The following is a 17,875-nucleotide window of genomic DNA, read 5'->3' on the forward strand; positions in this document are numbered from 1 at the left end:
AATCCACCGCTGAGCCAGCTAGCCAGGAAAGCCGCATGAGCCTGCCACCCAATCTGGGCCCGCGTAACGGGATTCTGTCCTTGACCATCAAGGACAAGTCCGTGCTGTATGCCGCCTATATGCCCTTCATCAAGAACGGCGGCCTGTTCATCCCGACGAACAAGAGCTACAAGCTCGGCGACGAAGTGTTCATGCTCCTCAACCTCATGGACGAGCAGGAAAAAATCCCGGTGGCCGGCAAGGTCGTCTGGATTACCCCCAAGGGGGCGCAAGGCAACCGTGCCGCCGGTATCGGCGTACAGTTCAACGATGGCGACACCGGTGCTCGCAACAAGATCGAGACCTACCTCGCCGGCGCCCTCAAGTCGGACCGCCCGACCCACACCATGTAAGAAGGGCTCCCGCCCGCCGCGTCGACTCCGGTCGGCGCCTCCCCTGACGTTCAAGTGATCCGAAACATGCTGGTCGATTCCCACTGTCACCTCGATCGCCTCGATCTTGCCGCCCATGGCGGTTCCCTCGATGCGGCGCTGGATGCTGCACGCGCCCGTGGCGTCGGGCATTTCCTCTGCATCGGCGTCAGCGCCGACAACGCCGCTGCGGTCAAGGACCTGGCCAGTCGCTACGCCGATGTGCACTGCTCGGTCGGCGTCCACCCGCTCGACCTCGCTCCCGGTGAAGCGCCTGCACTGGATTGGCTACTGGGCGAGCTGGATCACCCCCGCGTCGCCGCCATCGGTGAAACCGGCCTCGATTACCACTACGAGCCCGAAGCCGCCGAACTGCAGCAACAGGCCTTCCGTCTCCACCTGGAAGCCGCGCGCATCACCGGCAAGCCGGTGATCGTGCACACCCGCGAGGCCCGTGCCGATACCCTGGCGCTGTTGCGCGAGGCGGCGTTGCCCCAGGCGGGTGTGCTGCATTGCTTCACCGAGGATTGGGAGATGGCCAAGGCGGCGCTGGATATCGGCTTCTACATCTCGCTTTCCGGCATCGTCACCTTCCGCAACGCCGAAGCGCTGCGCGAAGTCGCCCGGCAGGTGCCGGCCGACCGCCTGCTGGTGGAAACCGACTCGCCCTACCTCGCGCCCATTCCGCATCGCGGCAAGCCCAACCTGCCCGAGTACGTGCGGAAGGTCGCCGAGTTCCTCGCACAGCTGCGTGGGGTGGAGTTCGAGCGCTTCGCCGAGCAGACCACTGAGAACTTCCAGCGCCTGTTCCCCCTGGCGCGCCTGGCGGGCTAAAACTCGCGGGCAAAAAAAACCCGGGTTCTGGGGGATGAATCCGGGTCAAGACCATTAGGAGTAAAACAAAGGTACGCGATCCTCGGTACCTCGACTGACGGGGCACTTGGGGGGAGATGCCGCACGCCAGTCATTTGAGTATTGGTCAATATCCCCCTGCGTCCAGATGCCGCTGCTCGTTTTTTAAACAGATTTGGAATACGCGGAAGGCGGCTGAGTCCTCAAGCGTCTGCTTGCAGGGTTGGCACCTGGGTATGACGGCTCCGCCTGTTCCTGACCGGGCTGCGCTCAATGGTCGCACCCCGGATTGCTGCAGGAGCTCAGTTCTTTTTGCGTAAGTAGGGCGGGGAGACGGCTTGAAAGCCCACTGCCTGATGGCTAGGCGTTCACCCGTGTAACCCCTGAAACCCTTCTGGTTCGCGGTTTTCGGCCTTATAACAGGGGGCTGAAACATGCAGAACCCATCTGGCAATAGGCTCATAGTCGGATGATCCGTGCATTTTGGCGCTAGTTAGGCATAATACCCGGCTTGATTTTTGACCCTACAGTCCCTTTATGCAGAAAGAACCCCGTAAAGTCCGTGAGTTTCGCCGCCGCGAGCAGGAAATCCTCGACACCGCTCTGAAACTGTTCCTCGAGCAGGGTGAAGACAGCGTCACCGTCGAGATGATCGCCGACGCGGTGGGCATCGGCAAAGGCACCATCTACAAGCACTTCAAGTCCAAGGCGGAGATCTACCTGCGCCTGATGCTCGACTACGAGCGTGACCTGAACGAGCTGCTGCATTCCGCGGACGTGGACCGTGACAAGGAAGCGTTGTCGCGCGCCTACTTCGAGTTCCGCATGCGCGACCCGCAGCGCTACCGCCTGTTCGACCGCCTGGAAGAGAAGGTGGTGAAGAACAGCCAGGTGCCCGAGATGGTCGAACAGCTGCACAAGATCCGTGCCTCCAACTTCGAGCGCCTGACCCAGCTGATCAAGGGCCGCATCGCCGAAGGCAAGCTGGAAGACGTGCCGCCCTATTTCCACTACTGCGCAGCCTGGGCCCTGGTGCATGGCGCCGTGGCGCTCTACCACTCGCCGTTCTGGAGCAACGTCCTGGAAGATCAGGAAGGCTTCTTCCAGTTCCTCATGGACATCGGCGTGCGCATGGGCAACAAGCGCAAGCGCGAGAATGACGCGCCATCGGGCTGAGTGATCCTTCTGGTCCCGGCTGCTAAGCCATGGGACAGGATGGGGCGCAGCGATATACTGCGCCCTGTCCCCCGTCGGAGCGCCCCATGATCGTCGACCGCCAAGGCAGGCGCTTCCGCAACCTGCGCATCAGCCTTACCGCCGCCTGCAACTACGCCTGCACCTACTGCGTGCCGGATGGCAAGCGCCTGGTCGCGGCGCAGGACGAGCTCTCCGCCGAGGCCATGGTGCGCGGTGTCTCCTACCTGATGGAAGCCGCCGGCATCGAGCGTTTGCGCATCACCGGTGGCGAGCCGCTGGTGAGCCCCAAGCTCGACCACTTCCTTCGTGGCGTCAGCTGCCTCGGCCTCGACGACATCAGCCTCACCACCAATGGCCAGTTGCTCTCGCGCAAGCTGCCGTTGCTGGTCGATTGCGGTATCCGCCGTATCAACGTTTCCCTGGACACCCTCGATGCGGACGCCTTCCGTGGCATCGCCCGTGGCGGCGATTTGAAGACCGTGCTGCAGGGGCTGGCCGATGCGAAAGCGGCGGGGCTGAAGATCAAGCTCAACATGGTGCCCCTGCGCGGGCAGAACCTCGATCAGGTCCTGCCGCTGCTGGAGTACTGCCTGGAAAACGGTTTCGAGCTGCGTTTCATCGAGCTGATGCGCATGGGCCACCTGGCCCGCGATGGCGTCGGCTTCCAGCAACAGTTCATCGGGCTCGACGAACTGCTCGCCCTGATCGGCGAACGCCACGAATTCGTCCAGGCCGAAGCGCCGGTGGATGCCACCGCGCTGCGCTACCAGATACCCGGCCTCGGCCACTTCGGCATCATCGCCAACGAAAGCGTGCCGTTCTGCCGCACCTGTTCGCGCTTGCGCCTGTCTTCAACGGGGTGGCTGCATGGCTGCCTGTCGTCGAGCAACCGCCACTACGTCGGCGACCTGCTGGAGAAGCCGCGCCACCAGGCCCTGCCCGGGCTGCAGCGGCTGTTGGTGAAGGCTCTGGCGGACAAGCAGGACATCGCCTTCTCCGGCGGCGTCACCGTCATGAAGATCATTGGCGGCTGAGCGCCCGTACGCCCTGTGCCGTTAAACGCAGCTCGGGCGATTCGGGTCGTGAGATTGCGTTCGTCGTCCGCCTGGACCACCAGCAGCGCCCCGAAGTCAGGAACGCATCGCCATCGAGACGGTGATTCTCCGGCGGCATATGACTCGTCACAGGCGGAACGAGGCGACGGCGGACTTGAGCTCCACGGCCAGGCGCGACAGGTCCTGGCTGGAGGAGCGGGTCTGGCTGGCTCCCGCCGAGGTCTGGGTGGACAGGTCGCGGATGTTGACCAGGCTGCGGTCGACCTCGCGTGCTACAGCGGCCTGCTGTTCGGCAGCGCTGGCCACCTGGACGTTCTGCTCGTTGATCGAGGCGATGGTCCGGGCGATGTCGCCCAAGCTGCCATCGGCGGCCTGGGCGAGGTCCACCGTTGTCTGGGCGAGGCGCGAACTGCCCTGCATCGTGGCGACGGTGGCGCTGGCCTCCTGCTGCAGCTGGTTAACCATCTGCTCGATTTCCTGGGTGGATTGCTGGGTGCGCTGTGCCAGCAGGCGAACCTCATCGGCCACCACCGCGAAGCCGCGCCCCTGCTCGCCGGCACGGGCGGCCTCTATGGCGGCGTTGAGGGCCAGCAGGTTGGTCTGCTCGGCGATCGAGCGGATCACGTCGAGCACCTTGCCGACGTCCTGCATCTGCCGGGCGAGCTTCTCGACACGCTCGGCGCTGCCGGTCACGTCGGTCGCCAGGGCGTTGATCGAGCGCACTGTCTCACCCACCTGCTCGCGGCCATGGCGCGTGGCGGTGTCGGCCTGGCGCGAAGCGTCCATGGTCGTAGCCGCGTTGTGGGCCACCCCATCCACCGCCGCACTCATCTGGTTGCAGGCCGTGGCCGCCTGCTCGATTTCCTGGTTCTGCCGCAGGAGGTCCCGGCTGGTGTCTTCGGTCACCGCATGCAGTTGCTCGGAGGCCGAGGCGAGTTGGGTGGAGGAGTCGGCGATGAGGCTGATGGTCTGCCGCAGGTTCTGCTGCATGCCGCGCAGGGCGCTCATGAGGGAGGTCGCCTCGTCGTGCCCTTCAACCGGAATGTCACGGCTCAGGTCGCCCTGGGATACCTGGCTCGCCACTTCGACCGCCTGGTTCAGCGGCCGCACGATGCTGCGCGAGAGGAGGAGGGCAAGGATGACGGCCAGGCCGACGGCCCCAGCGAGGATCAAACCCACCAGCGCAATGGCGCGCTCGAAGGCTGAGCTACTGGCTGCGGAGGCCTGACTCGCGCCCTCCTCATTGATTTCCATCAATGCTTGGAGATCGGTGCCGAGTGCAGCTCCCAGTTCATTGAGCCTGGTGGTCACGATCGACTCGGCTGCTTCCCGCTCATCGGCTGCCAAGCGTTGTACCACTGCGCGGCGGACCTCCAGGTAGCCGCGCAGGTGCTCGACATAGCGATCGAAGAGCTTCCGCTCCTCGTCGCTCGAAATCAGTTTGCTGTAGGTGTCCTGGGCTTTTTGCAGTGTGGCTTCGTCTGTGACGAGGCGGGCCTTGGCTGCTTCATCGAATGTCACCAGGGCCCGCAGCGTGGAGGCTCGAAGCTGGAGGGTTGCCTCGTCCATGTGGCTGATCGCGACGATGCTGGGCAGCCAGTTTCCATCGACCGCTTGGGAGCTGTCATGCATCTGGTGCATCTGCATCAGGGAGCCGCCCCCGACCAGCATCAACAAGGTGATCAGCACCGCAAAGCCGGCATTGATACGGGTGGAGACACGTAACGAGCGAATCAGCATGATGATCTCCCCAAGTTGCACGGGTGTAGCGATGTGTGTGCCCGATAGAAGTTTTAGGTCATGGGCGGATGTTTAACGAGCTTCTTGTGAAAAGTGCGTGAATTCAAGTAGGCGACAATTAGTCGTTGTCGTTACAGCGACAGCAAGTTCCTGTTTGCAGGGAATTGATGGCAAAGTGCTTTTATCGAATTTCCGCCTGTTCTTACTGTGTTTTTATTGGCGACAGGCGGTATCAGACTTTAGTTGCTGGTTGAGTTATCGATAATAATTTGCACTGGAATTTGCTTGCCGTTATTGATTGCGGGTAGCGCTCTATTGCGCAGGGCCTGTCTTGTCGAGCTGTGCCGCATCGGCGATTTCAACAGCGCGTGTAATCATCCAGGCCCTTGTGATCCTTACACCGCTAGCCTTTCTTGATACCCGAACCACTCGCTGGCAATAACGCTGCAAGTTCGATGTTCCTGAAACGACTGCAATCCCGGCCCGCTTCCTTGGCCTCATATAAGGCGGCATCCGAAAATTCGAGAAGCCTTGCGATATCCGGTGCGACTTCATTGCTCTCACTGGTATGCGGCCAACTGGGACTTTCTTCATCGAAACTGGCGACGCCGATTGAAACAGTCACTTTCCCGTGGGGGCTGTCGAGATGAGGGATATTCAAGTGCCTGACACCGTCCCCCAGTTGTTCGGCTATGCGGCAGGCGCCGACATGGTCGGTTTCGGGCAACAGCACGGCGAACTCTTCACCCCCATAGCGGGCCACTAGGTCGGCGGGCCTGTTGATGCTGGCGCGTAGGGCATGGGCGACGGCGATCAGGCACTGGTCGCCCTGCAAGTGGCCGTTACGGTCGTTGTAGCGTTTGAAGTAGTCGATATCCATCAGCAGCAACGAGAAGGGCTGCCCGTTGCGGCGTGTCCTCAGCCATTCGCGTTCGATGTTCTGATCGAGGAAGCGGCGGTTGGCCAGGCCTGTCAGGCCGTCGGTTTGCGCCAGCAGGTTGAGCCGGTCCATGGCCAGCTTCAGGTGCAGGTGCGTCTTCGCCCGCGCATGGACGATGGCGGGGCGTATGGGCTTGCCGATGAAGTCCACCGCGCCCAGGGCGAGGCCCGCTTCCTCCATGCTCGCCTCGGTATGGCTGGTGATGAAGATGACCGGGACGTCGCGCAATTCCATTTCGGTCTTCATCCGTTCACAGACCTCGAAGCCGCCCATGCCGGGCATTTCGGCATCCAGCAGGACCAGGTCGGGCCTTTCCTCCTGTGCCGCCCGGAGTGCATCGGGGCCGTTGGTGGCGAAGCGGACCTTGCCGAGACGGCCGATCGCCTTGCTGAGGATGCGGATCGCCGAGGTGTCGTCATCCACGATCAGCAGGGAGGGGGTGTAGTCCATGGGTGTCACTCCTTGGCCACGAGGCCTGCGGATTCGAGCAGGTGCAGCGCCTGCTCGAAGTCCAGGTTGTCGATCGCCTGCCAGACCTGTTCGGCCAGTGCCTGGCTCGAAACCTGGATGGCGGGGCATGCCTGGGCGAACTGCTCCAGCGCGGCCATGTCGTGGTCGCGCAGGTGGTCGATCAGCCTCGCCAGCGCGGGGCCCGCTGCCAGATGGTCCGCGTCGCTGCGGGGGAGGGTGATCTCCTCGACGTTCGTCTGGCGTTCGAGTTCTAGATAGGCCTCCACCAAGCGCCCGAGCAGTGTCGGCAGGTTTGGGGCGTCGGGGTCGATCCGTAGCAGGGTCTCCGCCTCACCTGCAAGCTTGTGAAGGCACCGGGCACCGAGCATCCCCGCCGACCCTCTGAGCTTGTGCAGGCGCGCTGTCAGCCCGGGCGGGTCGTCCTGAAGGCGTCGCTGGGTCGCCTCGTCGTCGCGGAATTCGCGGAACTCGCTGAACAGCCGCCGCAGCGAGGAGTTGAACAGCTCCAGGTCGTGACTCATGCGCTGGGCGACTTCAACGGTATCGATGCCTTCTATCGTCGGCCATGGGCGGGAAGGCCCGGTGGGCGTCTCGATCGGACGTATGGGTAGGGGAGCGCCCCGGGAGTCCTGGACCGCGCGGCGGATGGCGCGGATCAGTACCTTGGGTTCCAGGGGTTTGCTGAGGAACTCGTCAATTCCGGCCGCCTTGGCCTGGCGACGCTCTTCCGGCAACGCTCCGGCGGTCAGGGCGAGCACGGGGAGTCGTTGCAGGCCGAGTTCGCCACGCAGTCGGCGGGTGGCCTCGAACCCGTCCATTTCCGGCATGTGCAGGTCCATTAGCACGACATCGAAGGCGGTGGTGTCCTCGCGCAGACAATCCAGCGCCTGGCGGCCATTCATGCAGGTCTGCACCTCGGCGCCCTGCTGTTGAAGCATGAGACTGGCCACCTCGAGGTTGATGTCGCTGTCATCCACCAGCAGCAGCCTTATGCCCTCCAGCCACCGGGCCTGGGTGATGTCCAGCTCGGTGGCGTGGATCAGTTTCTCGCCGTGGCCGTTGGGATGCCTGAGGCTGGCGGCAGCGATGGCGTTGTAGAGATCGGAGCCGTCCAGTGGCGTTCGGGCGTAATGGTCCACCAGTGCATCTTCCAGGGTGGGTGCAGCCGATGTCCGTGGCGCCGAGAACACCACGCTGCTGGGCATGCGTTCGCGTCCCAGCAGCGCCCTGAGCTGTTCGAGTGTCTCCAGCACATCGTCGCCGGCCAAGTGGTCGAGTAGCAGTACGTCGGCCAGTGGATGGCGGCCTGCGAGCCGTTGTCCGAGGTGTTCGAGCAGGTCTTCCCGTCTGAAGAATGGGGTGGCTCGCCAGCCCAGGGAGCGACACAACTGGGTGAGACGCTGGCGTTCGCCCTCGTCCTGGCTGACCACCAGCACGTCCAGGCTGGACGCGGCTTCCGACAAGGCCTGGTCGTCGCTGACCCGGTTGAACGGCAGGCGTACCCAGAATTCGCTGCCCGCCCCGAGGGTGCTGCGCACACCGACCGTTCCGCCCATCTTCTCGGCCAGGCCGCGTACCACCGACAGGCCCAGCCCCGTGCCGCCGAAGCGGCGGGTGGTGGAGGTGTCTGCCTGGGTGAAGGGGGAGAACAGCCGTTCGATCACTTCGGCATCGATGCCGCAGCCGGTGTCCTGGACACTGATGCGGAGCCAGCAGCGCTCATCGGTCTCGCGGGTGCACTCGACATTGACCTCGATACCGCCCGAGGCGGTGAACTTGAGGGCGTTGCCGACCAGGTTCATGAGGATCTGGTTGAGGCGCAATGCATCGCCTGTGAGTTGCTCGGGCAACTCGTCGGCCCTGACCGCGAACCGCAGGCCCTTGGCTTCGGCTTGGGGCGCGAAGAGTTCGGCGAGGTCGCCGAACAGCCGGCGCGGGCGGAACGGGCTGTTCTCCAGAAGCATCTCGCCGGCCTCGATCTTGGCGATGTCGAGGATGTCGTTGATGATCCCCAGCAGGGAGCGCCCGGCGATCTGCAGCTTGCCGAGCAGGTTCTGCTGCTGTCCGTCCAGGCGCGTGCCCTGCAACAGGTGGGCGATGCCGATGACCGCATTCATAGGGGTGCGGATCTCGTGGCTCATGTTCGCCAGGAACAGGCTCTTGGCGGCGTTGGCGCTTTCGGCCGAGGCTTTGGCGGCGTGGAGTTCGGCGCTGCTGCGCAGGCGTTCGGTGATGTCCTGGGCGATGCCCAGGTGGCCGATGAGCGCACCGCTCTCCGTGCGGATGGAGGTGATGACCATGGACACCTGGATCTGCGAGCCGTCCTTGCGGATATAGGTCCACTGGCGCGTTTCCGCCCCTTGCTCGTCGGGCTTGCAGCGGAACACCTCCATCCCCTCGATGGGGCGGCCGTATTCGCGGCTGAGCTCGGCCGCGCGTGCCTGGACTTCCTCCGGCAGGTGGAAGTCCAGGGGATTGCGGAGGCCGATCATCTCGGCGGCGGTATAGCCCAGCAGCAGTTCCGCGCCCCGGTTGAAGACGACGATCTCGCCCTGCATGTCCACGGCGATGATGGACACCTCGGACGAGGCGTCGAGCACCGCCTGCAGCAGGCCCGCGACCCGGGAGAGCTCGGCGGTGCGTTCGCTGACCTGTTGCTCGAGGTTGGCGTTGAACTGGCGCAGGTAGTTCTCCGCGCGCTTGCGGTCACTGATGTCATGCATCAGCTTCGCCGCGCCGAGGATGCTGTCGTCGGCCTCGCGGATCAGGCTGCAGGTGATGGTCACATCGATCAGGCGACCCTCCTTGTGCAGGCGCTGGGTCTCCAGCGTCGGGCCGCGTTCCCCGCGTGCCACCCGTTCGAGCAGCGCTTCGTCCTCGGCCAGGCGTTCCAGCGGGACCAGCAGGGGGGCGAGGGGGCGGCCGAGGATCTCTGCCTCGGTGTAGCCGAACATCTGCTCGGCAGCACGGTTCCAGGTGATGATCCGGCCATCCAGCGCCTCGCCGATGATCGCGTCGCTGGAATTCTCGACGATGGTCGCCAGCCGCGCCTGGCCGGCCATCACCTGGTGCTGGCGCTGGCGTGACAGCAGCAGGGTGCCGACCATGCCGGTGAGCAGGAGGCTGGCCAGCAGCCCGACCACGAACACCCTGGCGGGGTGCACGGGGTCCAGGGACTCGACGAACGCCGCGTGGGCGCTGACCTGGAACAGCCAGGTCCGCCCATAGACCTCGCGTTCGAAGCTGTAGGTCTGGACCAGCTCGCCATCCGGGCTCTGGTGGTGGGTCTCGAAGATGAGCTTGCGCTGCGGGGCGTCGGTCTTGTCGTAGATCGCCAGGTGGAGGCTGTCCACGGGCAGGTCGAGGTCGGTCATCACCTCGCTCATCGCCAGGGGGGCATAACTCCATCCGAGGATTTCCTCATGGCGGGACGGGAGATCGGCAGGGGTATCCGGGGTGCTGTAGACGGGCAGCAGGAACAGGAAGGAGCGATAGGCCTTCCTGGATTCGTTGACGAAGGTGATGGGGGCGGTGAGCGTGGCCTTGCCGCTGAGCATCGAGCGCTGCGCGGCGATCCGGCGCAGGGGCTCGGAGGCGATGTCCAGGCCGATGGCTTCGATATTGACCTCCGGCGGATCGATGTACTGGATCACGTAGCGCTCGCCCTGGAAGGGGGCGAACTGGTGCAGGGTGAAGTTCGGCTGGCCATCGGCCCTGACCCGGCGCAGGAAGTCCGCCTCCTCGTTGACCTTGACCCGGCGGATGAAACCGAAACCGCGGGCCCCGGGGAATTCTTCCTGGAGATTGCGGGCCCGGCTGTAGCGGGTGAACAGGTCGAGGGTGACGTTGTCAATGCCCAACATGTGGATGGCGCCGCGCCAGCCCCTGAGGCGGAACTCGTAGATGCGCAGGCGCGACATGAGGTCGCCTTCGACCTCTCGGCTTTCATCCTTCAGGGCCTGCTGCACGTGGTCGTCGATGGACCGGACCTGCTGGAAACTGGCCAGCGCGCTGAGCAGCAGGCCCGAGAGCAGTACCGCTGCCATCCAGATGGCGATGTGAATCCATGACTTTGCCTTCATCCACTCGAGTCTCACGCCGGTTAGAGGTCGAGACGACCTTGGCGGCGCGCATCGAGCCCTGACTTTCCTGTCTTTTTCCGTAAAGGCGCCAGCGTGCTTATGTCCAGTATCACGGTGACATCATTCGCTCTATGGAGAGGACGCCGACTCGCTGTTGCCTTCTCACTATAGATGGCCCTTGGCCTGGCTTCCCGGCGAGTGACGTCACCTGCAGCCGGCCTGCCGTCGACTCGGGCCCGCTTCAGGCTCCATTCGGATTGGTTGCGAGTACTCGCCCCATCGAAACGCACGTTGGCAGCCAGACATGATCCATTCGCAATGGGAGTCGTTGTTCCCGCTTCACTTCGGCAGCCTGGGGGAGCGCCACGCCTCCCCGGACCTGCACCTGCAGGGGTACCCGGGCGCGCGGAGCTGGAGCTGCTCGCCCTGCCTGGTGTGCCAGGCGTTGCCTTCTTCGGTGAGCAGGTGGTTGGCGAAGAAGGCGCTGGCGACCGAGGCATGGAACAGGAGGACGACGGGGCCCCAGAGCCGGATGGTCGCCCCGCCCATCAGTTTTCCACCCGGCTCGTGACCGGTTGGCCAGTGACCGGGGCGTGATAGATTTCGGCCTTGCGCTTGTCCTTGTCGAAGCCGTAGATCCCATAGCAGTTGCCGGGCGTGATCTTGAACGTGTCGATCGGGTAGCCCTGTTCCTTCAGCGGTGCCTGGAGTTGTTCAGGTGAAGCGTTCGGCGGTGGTGCACTGGGGAAGGCGAGGGCCGCGTTGCTGGCGATGAGCGGGCGGGAAGCAGCAGGTAGCGCATGATGAAGTCCTTGATGGCGTTGGGAGGCCTCACTCCGCGCGCCGAAGCTCAAGGGATTTGAGGGGCGCGATATCGACATTCAGGCGCGGTTGATGGAGGCTGTCCTGCCTGAATTTCTCCTGGCTCCCGGGGTCAGCTCTTGCAGACGCCGATTCGCGCCAGGGTTTCGACGGTGCCGTGCCCTGGATGGAACGCCCGCTGCGCACCCTGTCGCAGGGCCGCAACGCGCGGGAGCGGCTTGCGCGGACGCGCTGGCAGGCGCTCGAGGGCGTGTGCCGGGCACTGGGCAGCTCGGATTGGCGGCGGAGTACGTGATGGCGCGGAAGCTGCATCGTTGCGCCAAGTGCCGGTTTTTCGTCGCCGGCCGTGGAGGATCGAGAATGCGTAGTTTGATGCTGTTGCTGGCGCTGATGGCCCTTGGGGGCTGCATGAAGGTCAGCGACATGACCTTGGGCGCTCGCGAGCAGATGAGCGATGCCGGGCTGCTGGACCACAGCGAGACCTATCGCTCCATGTCCTGGCGGCTGCAGCCGGATTCGTTCATCTACATCGCCCAGAGCAGTTTTTCCCCGCAGGGCGGGACCCGCACCAAGCCCAACGTGGTGGCCGAAGAGGCCTTCAAGGGCTTCGTCGAATACTTCCCGCTGGTGCGTCGTGCAAGCCAGCCGGTGAGCCTCGAGCAGGCCATGAGCGAGGCCCGTTCGCTGGGTGCCAACTACCTGCTCTACAGCCGTTTCGCCGATGCCGATGACCGTATCGGCACGGTGGAGGAGTGGGAGGATCAGGAGGCGGTGGATCGGCTCGGTGTCGATAACGGCGTCATCCAGTTGATGCTGATCGAAACCGGTAACCGCTATCTGGTGGACACGGCACGGATCACCCACCGGGGTGGCCTGTTCACCTTTCATGACCAGAAGCCCGAAGACCTGATCGGGCCGCCGTTGAGACAATACGCGCGCAGCCTCATGGGGCTGGGCCGCTGAGGAGGATGTGATGAACGACCCGGGCAAGGCCGGCGACCTGCTGGCGCAGATCCCCAAGGAGAAGGGGCTGCCACCGGTGCACCTGTGGAACCCCGATTTCTGCGGCAATATCGACATGCGCATCGCCCGCGACGGCACCTGGTTCTACCTGGGCACGCCCATCGGCCGCAAGCCGATGGTCAAGCTGTTCTCCACCATCATCCGCCGCGATGGTGACGACTACTTCCTGGTCACGCCGGTGGAGAAGGTCGGCATCACGGTCGATGACGCACCCTTCGTGGCGGTGAGCGTCGAGGTGAGCGGGGAGGGCGAGGGGCAGGTGTTGCGCTTCGTCACCAACGTGGAAGACGAGGTGGAGGCGGGCGCCGAGCACCCGATCCGCGTCGAGACCGACCCGGTGACCCTGGAGCCGGCGCCCTATGTGCATGTGCGCACCAACCTGGAAGCGCTGATCCATCGCAATGTCTTCTACCAACTGGTGGAGTTGGCCGTGGTGCGCGAGATCGACGGCCGCAACTGGCTGGGCGTTTGGTCCGGCGGGCAGTTCTTCCCCATTGGCGAGGAGCCTTGACAGGGGCTTTTCGCAGGCAACAAAAAAGGCCCCGAGGGGCCTTTTTCGTTTGTCGCGTTTACATGTTGGGGTAGTTCGGGCCCCCGGTGCCTTCCGGCGCCACCCAGGTGATGTTCTGGGCCGGGTCCTTGATGTCGCAGGTCTTGCAGTGGACGCAGTTCTGCGCGTTGATCTGGAAGCGCTTCTCGCCGTCTTCCTGGGTCACGATCTCGTACACGCCAGCCGGGCAGTAACGCTGCGCAGGCTCGTCATAGAGCGGCAGGTTCTGGGCAACCGGAATGCTCGGGTCGGTGAGCTTCAGGTGGCAGGGTTGTTCCTCTTCATGGTTGGTGTTGGAGAGGAATACCGAGCTCAGCTTGTCGAAGCTGAGTTTGCCGTCGGGTTTCGGGTAGTTGATCTTCGGCGCTTCGCTGGCCTTCTTCAGGCAGGCGTAGTCCGGCACGGTGTCGTGCAGGGTGAAGGGGATCTTGCCGCCGAAGATGTTCTGGTCGAGCCAGTTCAGGCCGCCACCGATGACCGGGCCGAACTTGTGCAGGGCCGGGCCGAAGTTACGGCTGCGGAACAGCTCGTCGTACAGCCAGCTGGCCTTGAACGCCTCGACGTAGGTGGTCAGCTCGTCGCCGCCTTCCTTGCCGCCCAGTACCGCTTCGGCCACGGCGTCAGCCGCCAGCATGCCGGACTTCATGGCGGTGTGGCTGCCCTTGATCTTGGCGAAGTTCAGGGTGCCCAGGTCGCAGCCGATCAGGGCGCCGCCCTTGAAGACCATCTTCGGCAGCGAGTTCAGGCCGCCCTTGCAGATGGCGCGGGCGCCGTAGGCGACGCGCTTGCCGCCTTCCAGGTACTGCTTGATCACCGGGTGGTGCTTGTAGCGCTGGAATTCGTCGAAGGGCGACAGGTGCGGGTTGGAGTAGGACAGGTCGATGATCAGGCCGACCACCACCTGGTTGTTCTCCAGGTGATAAAGGAAGGAGCCACCGGTGTTGTCGGTGCCCATGACCGACAGCGGCCAGCCGGCGGTGTGCACCACCAGGCCCTGCTCGTGCTTGGCCGGGTCGATGTCCCAGATTTCCTTGATGCCGATGCCGTAGTGCTGGGCGTCGGCGTCGGAGTCCAGGTTGTACTTCTTGATCAGCTGCTTGCCGATGTGGCCACGGCAGCCTTCGGCGAACAGGGTGTACTTGCCACGCAGTTCCATGCCGGGGGTGTAGTAGCCTTCCTTCGGATGGCCTTCGCGATCCACGCCGAGGTCGCCGGTGATGATGCCGCGGACCACGCCGTTCTCATCGATCAGGGCTTCCTGGGCAGCGAAGCCCGGGTAGATTTCAACGCCCAGGCCTTCGGCTTGCTGGGCCAGCCAGCGGCACAGGTTGCCCAGGGAGATGATGTAGTTGCCCTCGTTGTGCATGGTTTTCGGCACAAAGAGGCCAGGAACCTTGATGGCGCCTTCGGCATCTTTCAACATATAGATGTCGTCGCGCTTGACCGGAGTGTTCAGCGGGGCGCCAAGCTCTTTCCAGTCAGGGAACAGTTCATTCAGAGCGCGCGGTTCGAACACGGCACCCGAGAGAATGTGGGCACCGACTTCGGAGCCTTTCTCGACCACGCATACGCTGATCTCCTGACCAGCTTCGGCGGCCTTTTGCTTCAGTCGGCACGCAGCGGACAGGCCCGCAGGGCCGGCACCGACGATGACGACGTCGAATTCCATGTATTCGCGTTCCACAGTCATTCTCCTCAAGGCTCTCTTCGATATTTTATAAGGGAGGGCTAGGCTCGATCCCTGGCCAGAGCTGGCGCATTATATCCACACCCTTTGGCGGGTCCAATACAAACGTTTGTTTGAATTTTGTAGAAGCCTGATAGGATAAGGCTCTGCGGCTTATGGCGGGGTATTTTCCCGTATTGACCGGAATAGGCGTTACGGTCAAGATACGGGCGGTTTTGCGCTCGCCGTATGGGCTGACCGTCGGTTCCGGCCGACGAGCATCACCCGCCAGAGGCTCGTCCTTGGCGACATTCTTATTCACCGGAGAGTAACGAGGAATCCATGAAGGTTCTTGTAGCTGTCAAACGAGTGGTCGACTACAACGTCAAGGTTCGCGTCAAGGCGGACAACTCCGGCGTCGACCTCGCCAACGTCAAGATGTCGATGAACCCCTTCTGCGAAATCGCCGTGGAAGAAGCCGTCCGTCTGAAGGAAAAGGGCGTGGCGACTGAGATCGTCGTCGTCACCATCGGCCCGGCCACTGCTCAAGAGCAGCTGCGTACCGCCCTGGCTCTTGGTGCCGATCGTGCCATCCTGGTCGAGAGCGCAGAAGAGCTCAGCTCCCTGGCCGTGGCCAAGCTGCTCAAAGCCGTTACCGACAAGGAACAGCCCCAGCTGGTGATCCTTGGCAAACAGGCCATCGATAGCGACAACAACCAGACCGGCCAGATGCTCGGCGCCCTCACCGGCTACGCCCAGGGCACCTTCGCTTCCAAGGTCGAAGTTGCTGGCGACAAGGTCAACGTCACCCGTGAGATCGACGGCGGCCTGCAGACCGTAGCCCTGAACCTGCCGGCTATCGTTACCACCGACCTGCGCCTGAACGAGCCGCGCTATGCGTCGCTGCCGAACATCATGAAGGCCAAGAAAAAGCCGCTGGACGTGGTCACCCCGGACGCCCTGGGCGTTTCCACCGCTTCCACCGTCAAGACCCTGAAAGTCGAAGCGCCTGCTGCCCGCAGCGCCGGCATCAAGGTCAAGTCCGTGGCTGAACTGGTCGAGAAACTGAAGAACGAGGCGAAGGTAATCTAAATGACTATCCTGGTTATCGCTGAACACACCAATGCCGCCCTGGCCGCTGCCACGCTGAACACCGTTGCCGCTGCCCAGAAGATCGGTGGCGACATCCACGTCCTGGTCGCTGGTGCCGGTGTCGGCGCTGCTGCCGAAGCCGCTGCCAAGGTCGCTGGCGTTTCCAAGGTCCTGGTTGCCGACAACGCCGCCTTCGCCCATCAGCTGCCGGAAAACGTCGCGCCGCTGATCGCCGAACTGGGCAAGGGCTACAGCCACATCCTGGCTCCCGCCACCACCAACGGCAAAAACTTCCTGCCGCGCGTTGCCGCCCAGCTGGACGTCGACCAGATCTCCGAGATCATCGCGGTCGAAAGCGCCGATACCTTCAAGCGCCCGATCTATGCCGGCAACGCCATTGCCACCGTGCAGTCCTCGGCTTCGGTCAAGGTCATCACCGTGCGTACCACTGGTTTCGACCCGGTTGCCGCTGAAGGCGGTTCCGCTGCCATCGAAGCCGTCGGTGCCGGTAGCGACGCTGGCAAGTCCGCCTTCGTGGGCGAAGAGCTGGCCAAGTCCGACCGTCCGGAACTGACCGCTGCCAAGATCGTCGTTTCCGGCGGTCGTGGCATGCAGAACGGTGACAACTTCAAGCACCTGTACGCCCTGGCCGACAAGCTGGGCGCTGCCGTCGGTGCGTCCCGCGCCGCTGTCGACGCCGGCTTCGTGCCGAACGACATGCAGGTTGGCCAGACCGGCAAGATCGTCGCTCCGCAGCTGTACATCGCGGTCGGCATCTCCGGTGCCATCCAGCACCTGGCGGGCATGAAGGACTCCAAGGTCATCGTCGCGATCAACAAGGACGAAGAAGCCCCGATCTTCCAGGTGGCTGACTACGGCCTGGTGGCTGACCTGTTCGAAGCCGTACCGGAGCTGGAAAAACTGGTCTGATCCAGTTTCCGCACCCATGAAAAACCCGCTCATCGAGCGGGTTTTTTATTGCCTGCGAAATCACAGGGAATCGAGGAAGGCCTGGTAGTGCGCGGCGGTTTCGGCCGGGCGCTCGATCATCGGCACGTGGCCGCAATCCTTCATCACCACCACGCTGGATTTGCCCAGCAGAGGTTTCATCACCTCGATGCTCGACACATCCAGCACCCGGTCCCGGTCGCCCCAAAGCAGCAGGGTCGGGGCGGTGATCTTCGGCAGCTCCGGCTCCAGCGGCACGTAGCGCTGCACCAGGTGCTGGAAGACCTGCTGGTAATGCTCGCGGTTGGCTATCGATTGTTCGGCCAGGTAGCGCTTCAGCGAACCGGGCATCGGCGGTTTCTCGACGAAGACGAAGTCCATCAGCTGGTCGTAGTCCGCGACCGAGCCCACGATCAACGGGTTGGCATCGCCGCGCTCCAGTCGCTCGTACAGTTCGCTCTTGTGCGGGGCGGTGACACCGGCGTTGTCGAACAGCGCCAGCGAGCGCACCTGTTGCGGGTAGCGCGCGGCGTAGAGGGCGACGATGTGGCCGCCCATGGAATTGCCCACCAGGTGCACCTTGCCAGCGCCCAGGGTGGCGATGAAGGAGGCCAGCCGCTCGGCCTGGGTGCCGACGTCGTAGCTGCCGGCCGGCCTGCTGCTGTCGCCGAAGCCGGGCAGGTCCAGGGCGATCACGCGGTAGCGGTCGGTGAAGTGCCGCGCCATGCGCAGCCAGTTGTCCTTGTTGGCACCGAAGCCATGGACCATGACCAGAGTCTCGCCGCTGGCCGGGCCGCCTTCGTAATAGGCTATATCCAGGTCGCCGACTGTCGTGCTGTGGGCGGAAAGCCCCGCCAGCTGGCACTCCACGAAGCGCGCCGTGGCCATCAGGGCGGCAGGGGAGAAGTACAGGGTGGCGGCCAGCGCTGCCAGCAACATCACAAGTCCGATAAGCAGTTTTTTCATGGCGCGTCCTTATCGCAAAAAATTATTGCAGTTCGCCTAAGCTAGCATGACGCTAGAGAGA

At 63.6% G+C, this 17,875-nt stretch carries 14 protein-coding genes; 8 read left to right on the forward strand and 6 right to left on the reverse strand.

Annotation, left to right across the window (positions count from 1 at the left end):
- Positions 1 to 35 precede the first annotated feature (35 nt).
- The 4 genes from ACXI0U_RS06415 (at position 36) to ACXI0U_RS06430 (ending at position 3,493) form a co-directional block, all read left to right on the forward strand.
- Positions 36 to 392: a PilZ domain-containing protein gene (locus ACXI0U_RS06415; RefSeq protein ID WP_021217603.1), complete on the forward strand. Its 357-nt coding sequence runs from the start codon at positions 36 to 38 to the stop codon at positions 390 to 392.
- 66 nt (positions 393 to 458) lie between these two features.
- The gene (locus tag ACXI0U_RS06420; RefSeq protein ID WP_479549905.1) at positions 459 to 1,244 is read left to right on the forward strand and encodes a TatD family hydrolase; all 786 of its coding nucleotides are present in this window, start codon (positions 459 to 461) and stop codon (positions 1,242 to 1,244) included.
- A gap of 555 nt (positions 1,245 to 1,799) precedes the next feature.
- Positions 1,800 to 2,438, forward strand: a complete 639-nt coding sequence (locus ACXI0U_RS06425) for a TetR/AcrR family transcriptional regulator (protein WP_021217601.1) — start codon at positions 1,800 to 1,802, stop codon at positions 2,436 to 2,438.
- Between the two features lie 86 nt (positions 2,439 to 2,524).
- Complete coding sequence (locus tag ACXI0U_RS06430; protein WP_021217600.1) at positions 2,525 to 3,493, forward strand: GTP 3',8-cyclase MoaA; 969 nt, start codon at positions 2,525 to 2,527, stop codon at positions 3,491 to 3,493.
- A gap of 147 nt (positions 3,494 to 3,640) precedes the next feature.
- Here the strand turns inward: ACXI0U_RS06430 and ACXI0U_RS06435 are convergent, their stop codons facing one another.
- From ACXI0U_RS06435 to ACXI0U_RS06450, 4 genes are all read right to left on the reverse strand, one after another.
- Complete coding sequence (locus ACXI0U_RS06435; RefSeq protein ID WP_479549906.1) at positions 3,641 to 5,254, reverse strand: methyl-accepting chemotaxis protein; 1,614 nt, start codon at positions 5,252 to 5,254, stop codon at positions 3,641 to 3,643.
- Positions 5,255 to 5,657: 403 nt separating this feature from the next.
- Positions 5,658 to 6,644, reverse strand: coding sequence for a GGDEF domain-containing response regulator (locus ACXI0U_RS06440; protein ID WP_479549907.1), 987 nt, complete (start codon positions 6,642 to 6,644; stop codon positions 5,658 to 5,660).
- A gap of 5 nt (positions 6,645 to 6,649) precedes the next feature.
- Complete coding sequence (locus ACXI0U_RS06445; RefSeq protein ID WP_479549908.1) at positions 6,650 to 10,747, reverse strand: CHASE domain-containing hybrid sensor histidine kinase/response regulator; 4,098 nt, start codon at positions 10,745 to 10,747, stop codon at positions 6,650 to 6,652.
- A 548-nt stretch (positions 10,748 to 11,295) separates the two neighbouring features.
- Positions 11,296 to 11,520 carry a PepSY domain-containing protein gene (locus ACXI0U_RS06450; RefSeq protein ID WP_479550033.1) on the reverse strand — a complete coding sequence of 75 codons (225 nt, stop codon included), beginning with the start codon at positions 11,518 to 11,520 and terminating at the stop codon, positions 11,296 to 11,298.
- A 409-nt stretch (positions 11,521 to 11,929) separates the two neighbouring features.
- On the opposite strand from ACXI0U_RS06450, the gene ACXI0U_RS06455 reads away from it, so the two are divergent.
- Together ACXI0U_RS06455 and ACXI0U_RS06460 are read left to right on the forward strand one after the other, a co-directional pair.
- Complete coding sequence (locus ACXI0U_RS06455) at positions 11,930 to 12,532, forward strand: DUF4823 domain-containing protein (RefSeq protein WP_031287068.1); 603 nt, start codon at positions 11,930 to 11,932, stop codon at positions 12,530 to 12,532.
- Between the two features lie 10 nt (positions 12,533 to 12,542).
- Positions 12,543 to 13,103, forward strand: a complete 561-nt coding sequence (locus ACXI0U_RS06460; RefSeq protein WP_479549909.1) for a DUF1285 domain-containing protein — start codon at positions 12,543 to 12,545, stop codon at positions 13,101 to 13,103.
- Between the two features lie 58 nt (positions 13,104 to 13,161).
- On the opposite strand, the gene ACXI0U_RS06465 is transcribed toward ACXI0U_RS06460, so the two are convergent.
- Positions 13,162 to 14,826, reverse strand: a complete 1,665-nt coding sequence (locus tag ACXI0U_RS06465; RefSeq protein WP_479549910.1) for an electron transfer flavoprotein-ubiquinone oxidoreductase — start codon at positions 14,824 to 14,826, stop codon at positions 13,162 to 13,164.
- Between the two features lie 324 nt (positions 14,827 to 15,150).
- Between ACXI0U_RS06465 and ACXI0U_RS06470 the strand changes: the two genes are divergently transcribed.
- A complete protein-coding gene (locus ACXI0U_RS06470) occupies positions 15,151 to 15,900 on the forward strand; it encodes an electron transfer flavoprotein subunit beta/FixA family protein (protein ID WP_031287067.1) in 750 nt (249 codons plus the stop codon).
- Entirely contained in the window at positions 15,901 to 16,830 is a 930-nt protein-coding gene (locus ACXI0U_RS06475; protein ID WP_021217590.1) for an electron transfer flavoprotein subunit alpha/FixB family protein, read from the forward strand.
- Between the two features lie 60 nt (positions 16,831 to 16,890).
- On the opposite strand, the gene ACXI0U_RS06480 is transcribed toward ACXI0U_RS06475, so the two are convergent.
- A complete protein-coding gene (locus ACXI0U_RS06480) occupies positions 16,891 to 17,814 on the reverse strand; it encodes an alpha/beta fold hydrolase (RefSeq protein ID WP_479549911.1) in 924 nt (307 codons plus the stop codon).
- Positions 17,815 to 17,875 lie beyond the last annotated feature (61 nt).

The sequence above is a fragment of the Pseudomonas sp. C9D1 genome (assembly GCF_056491235.1).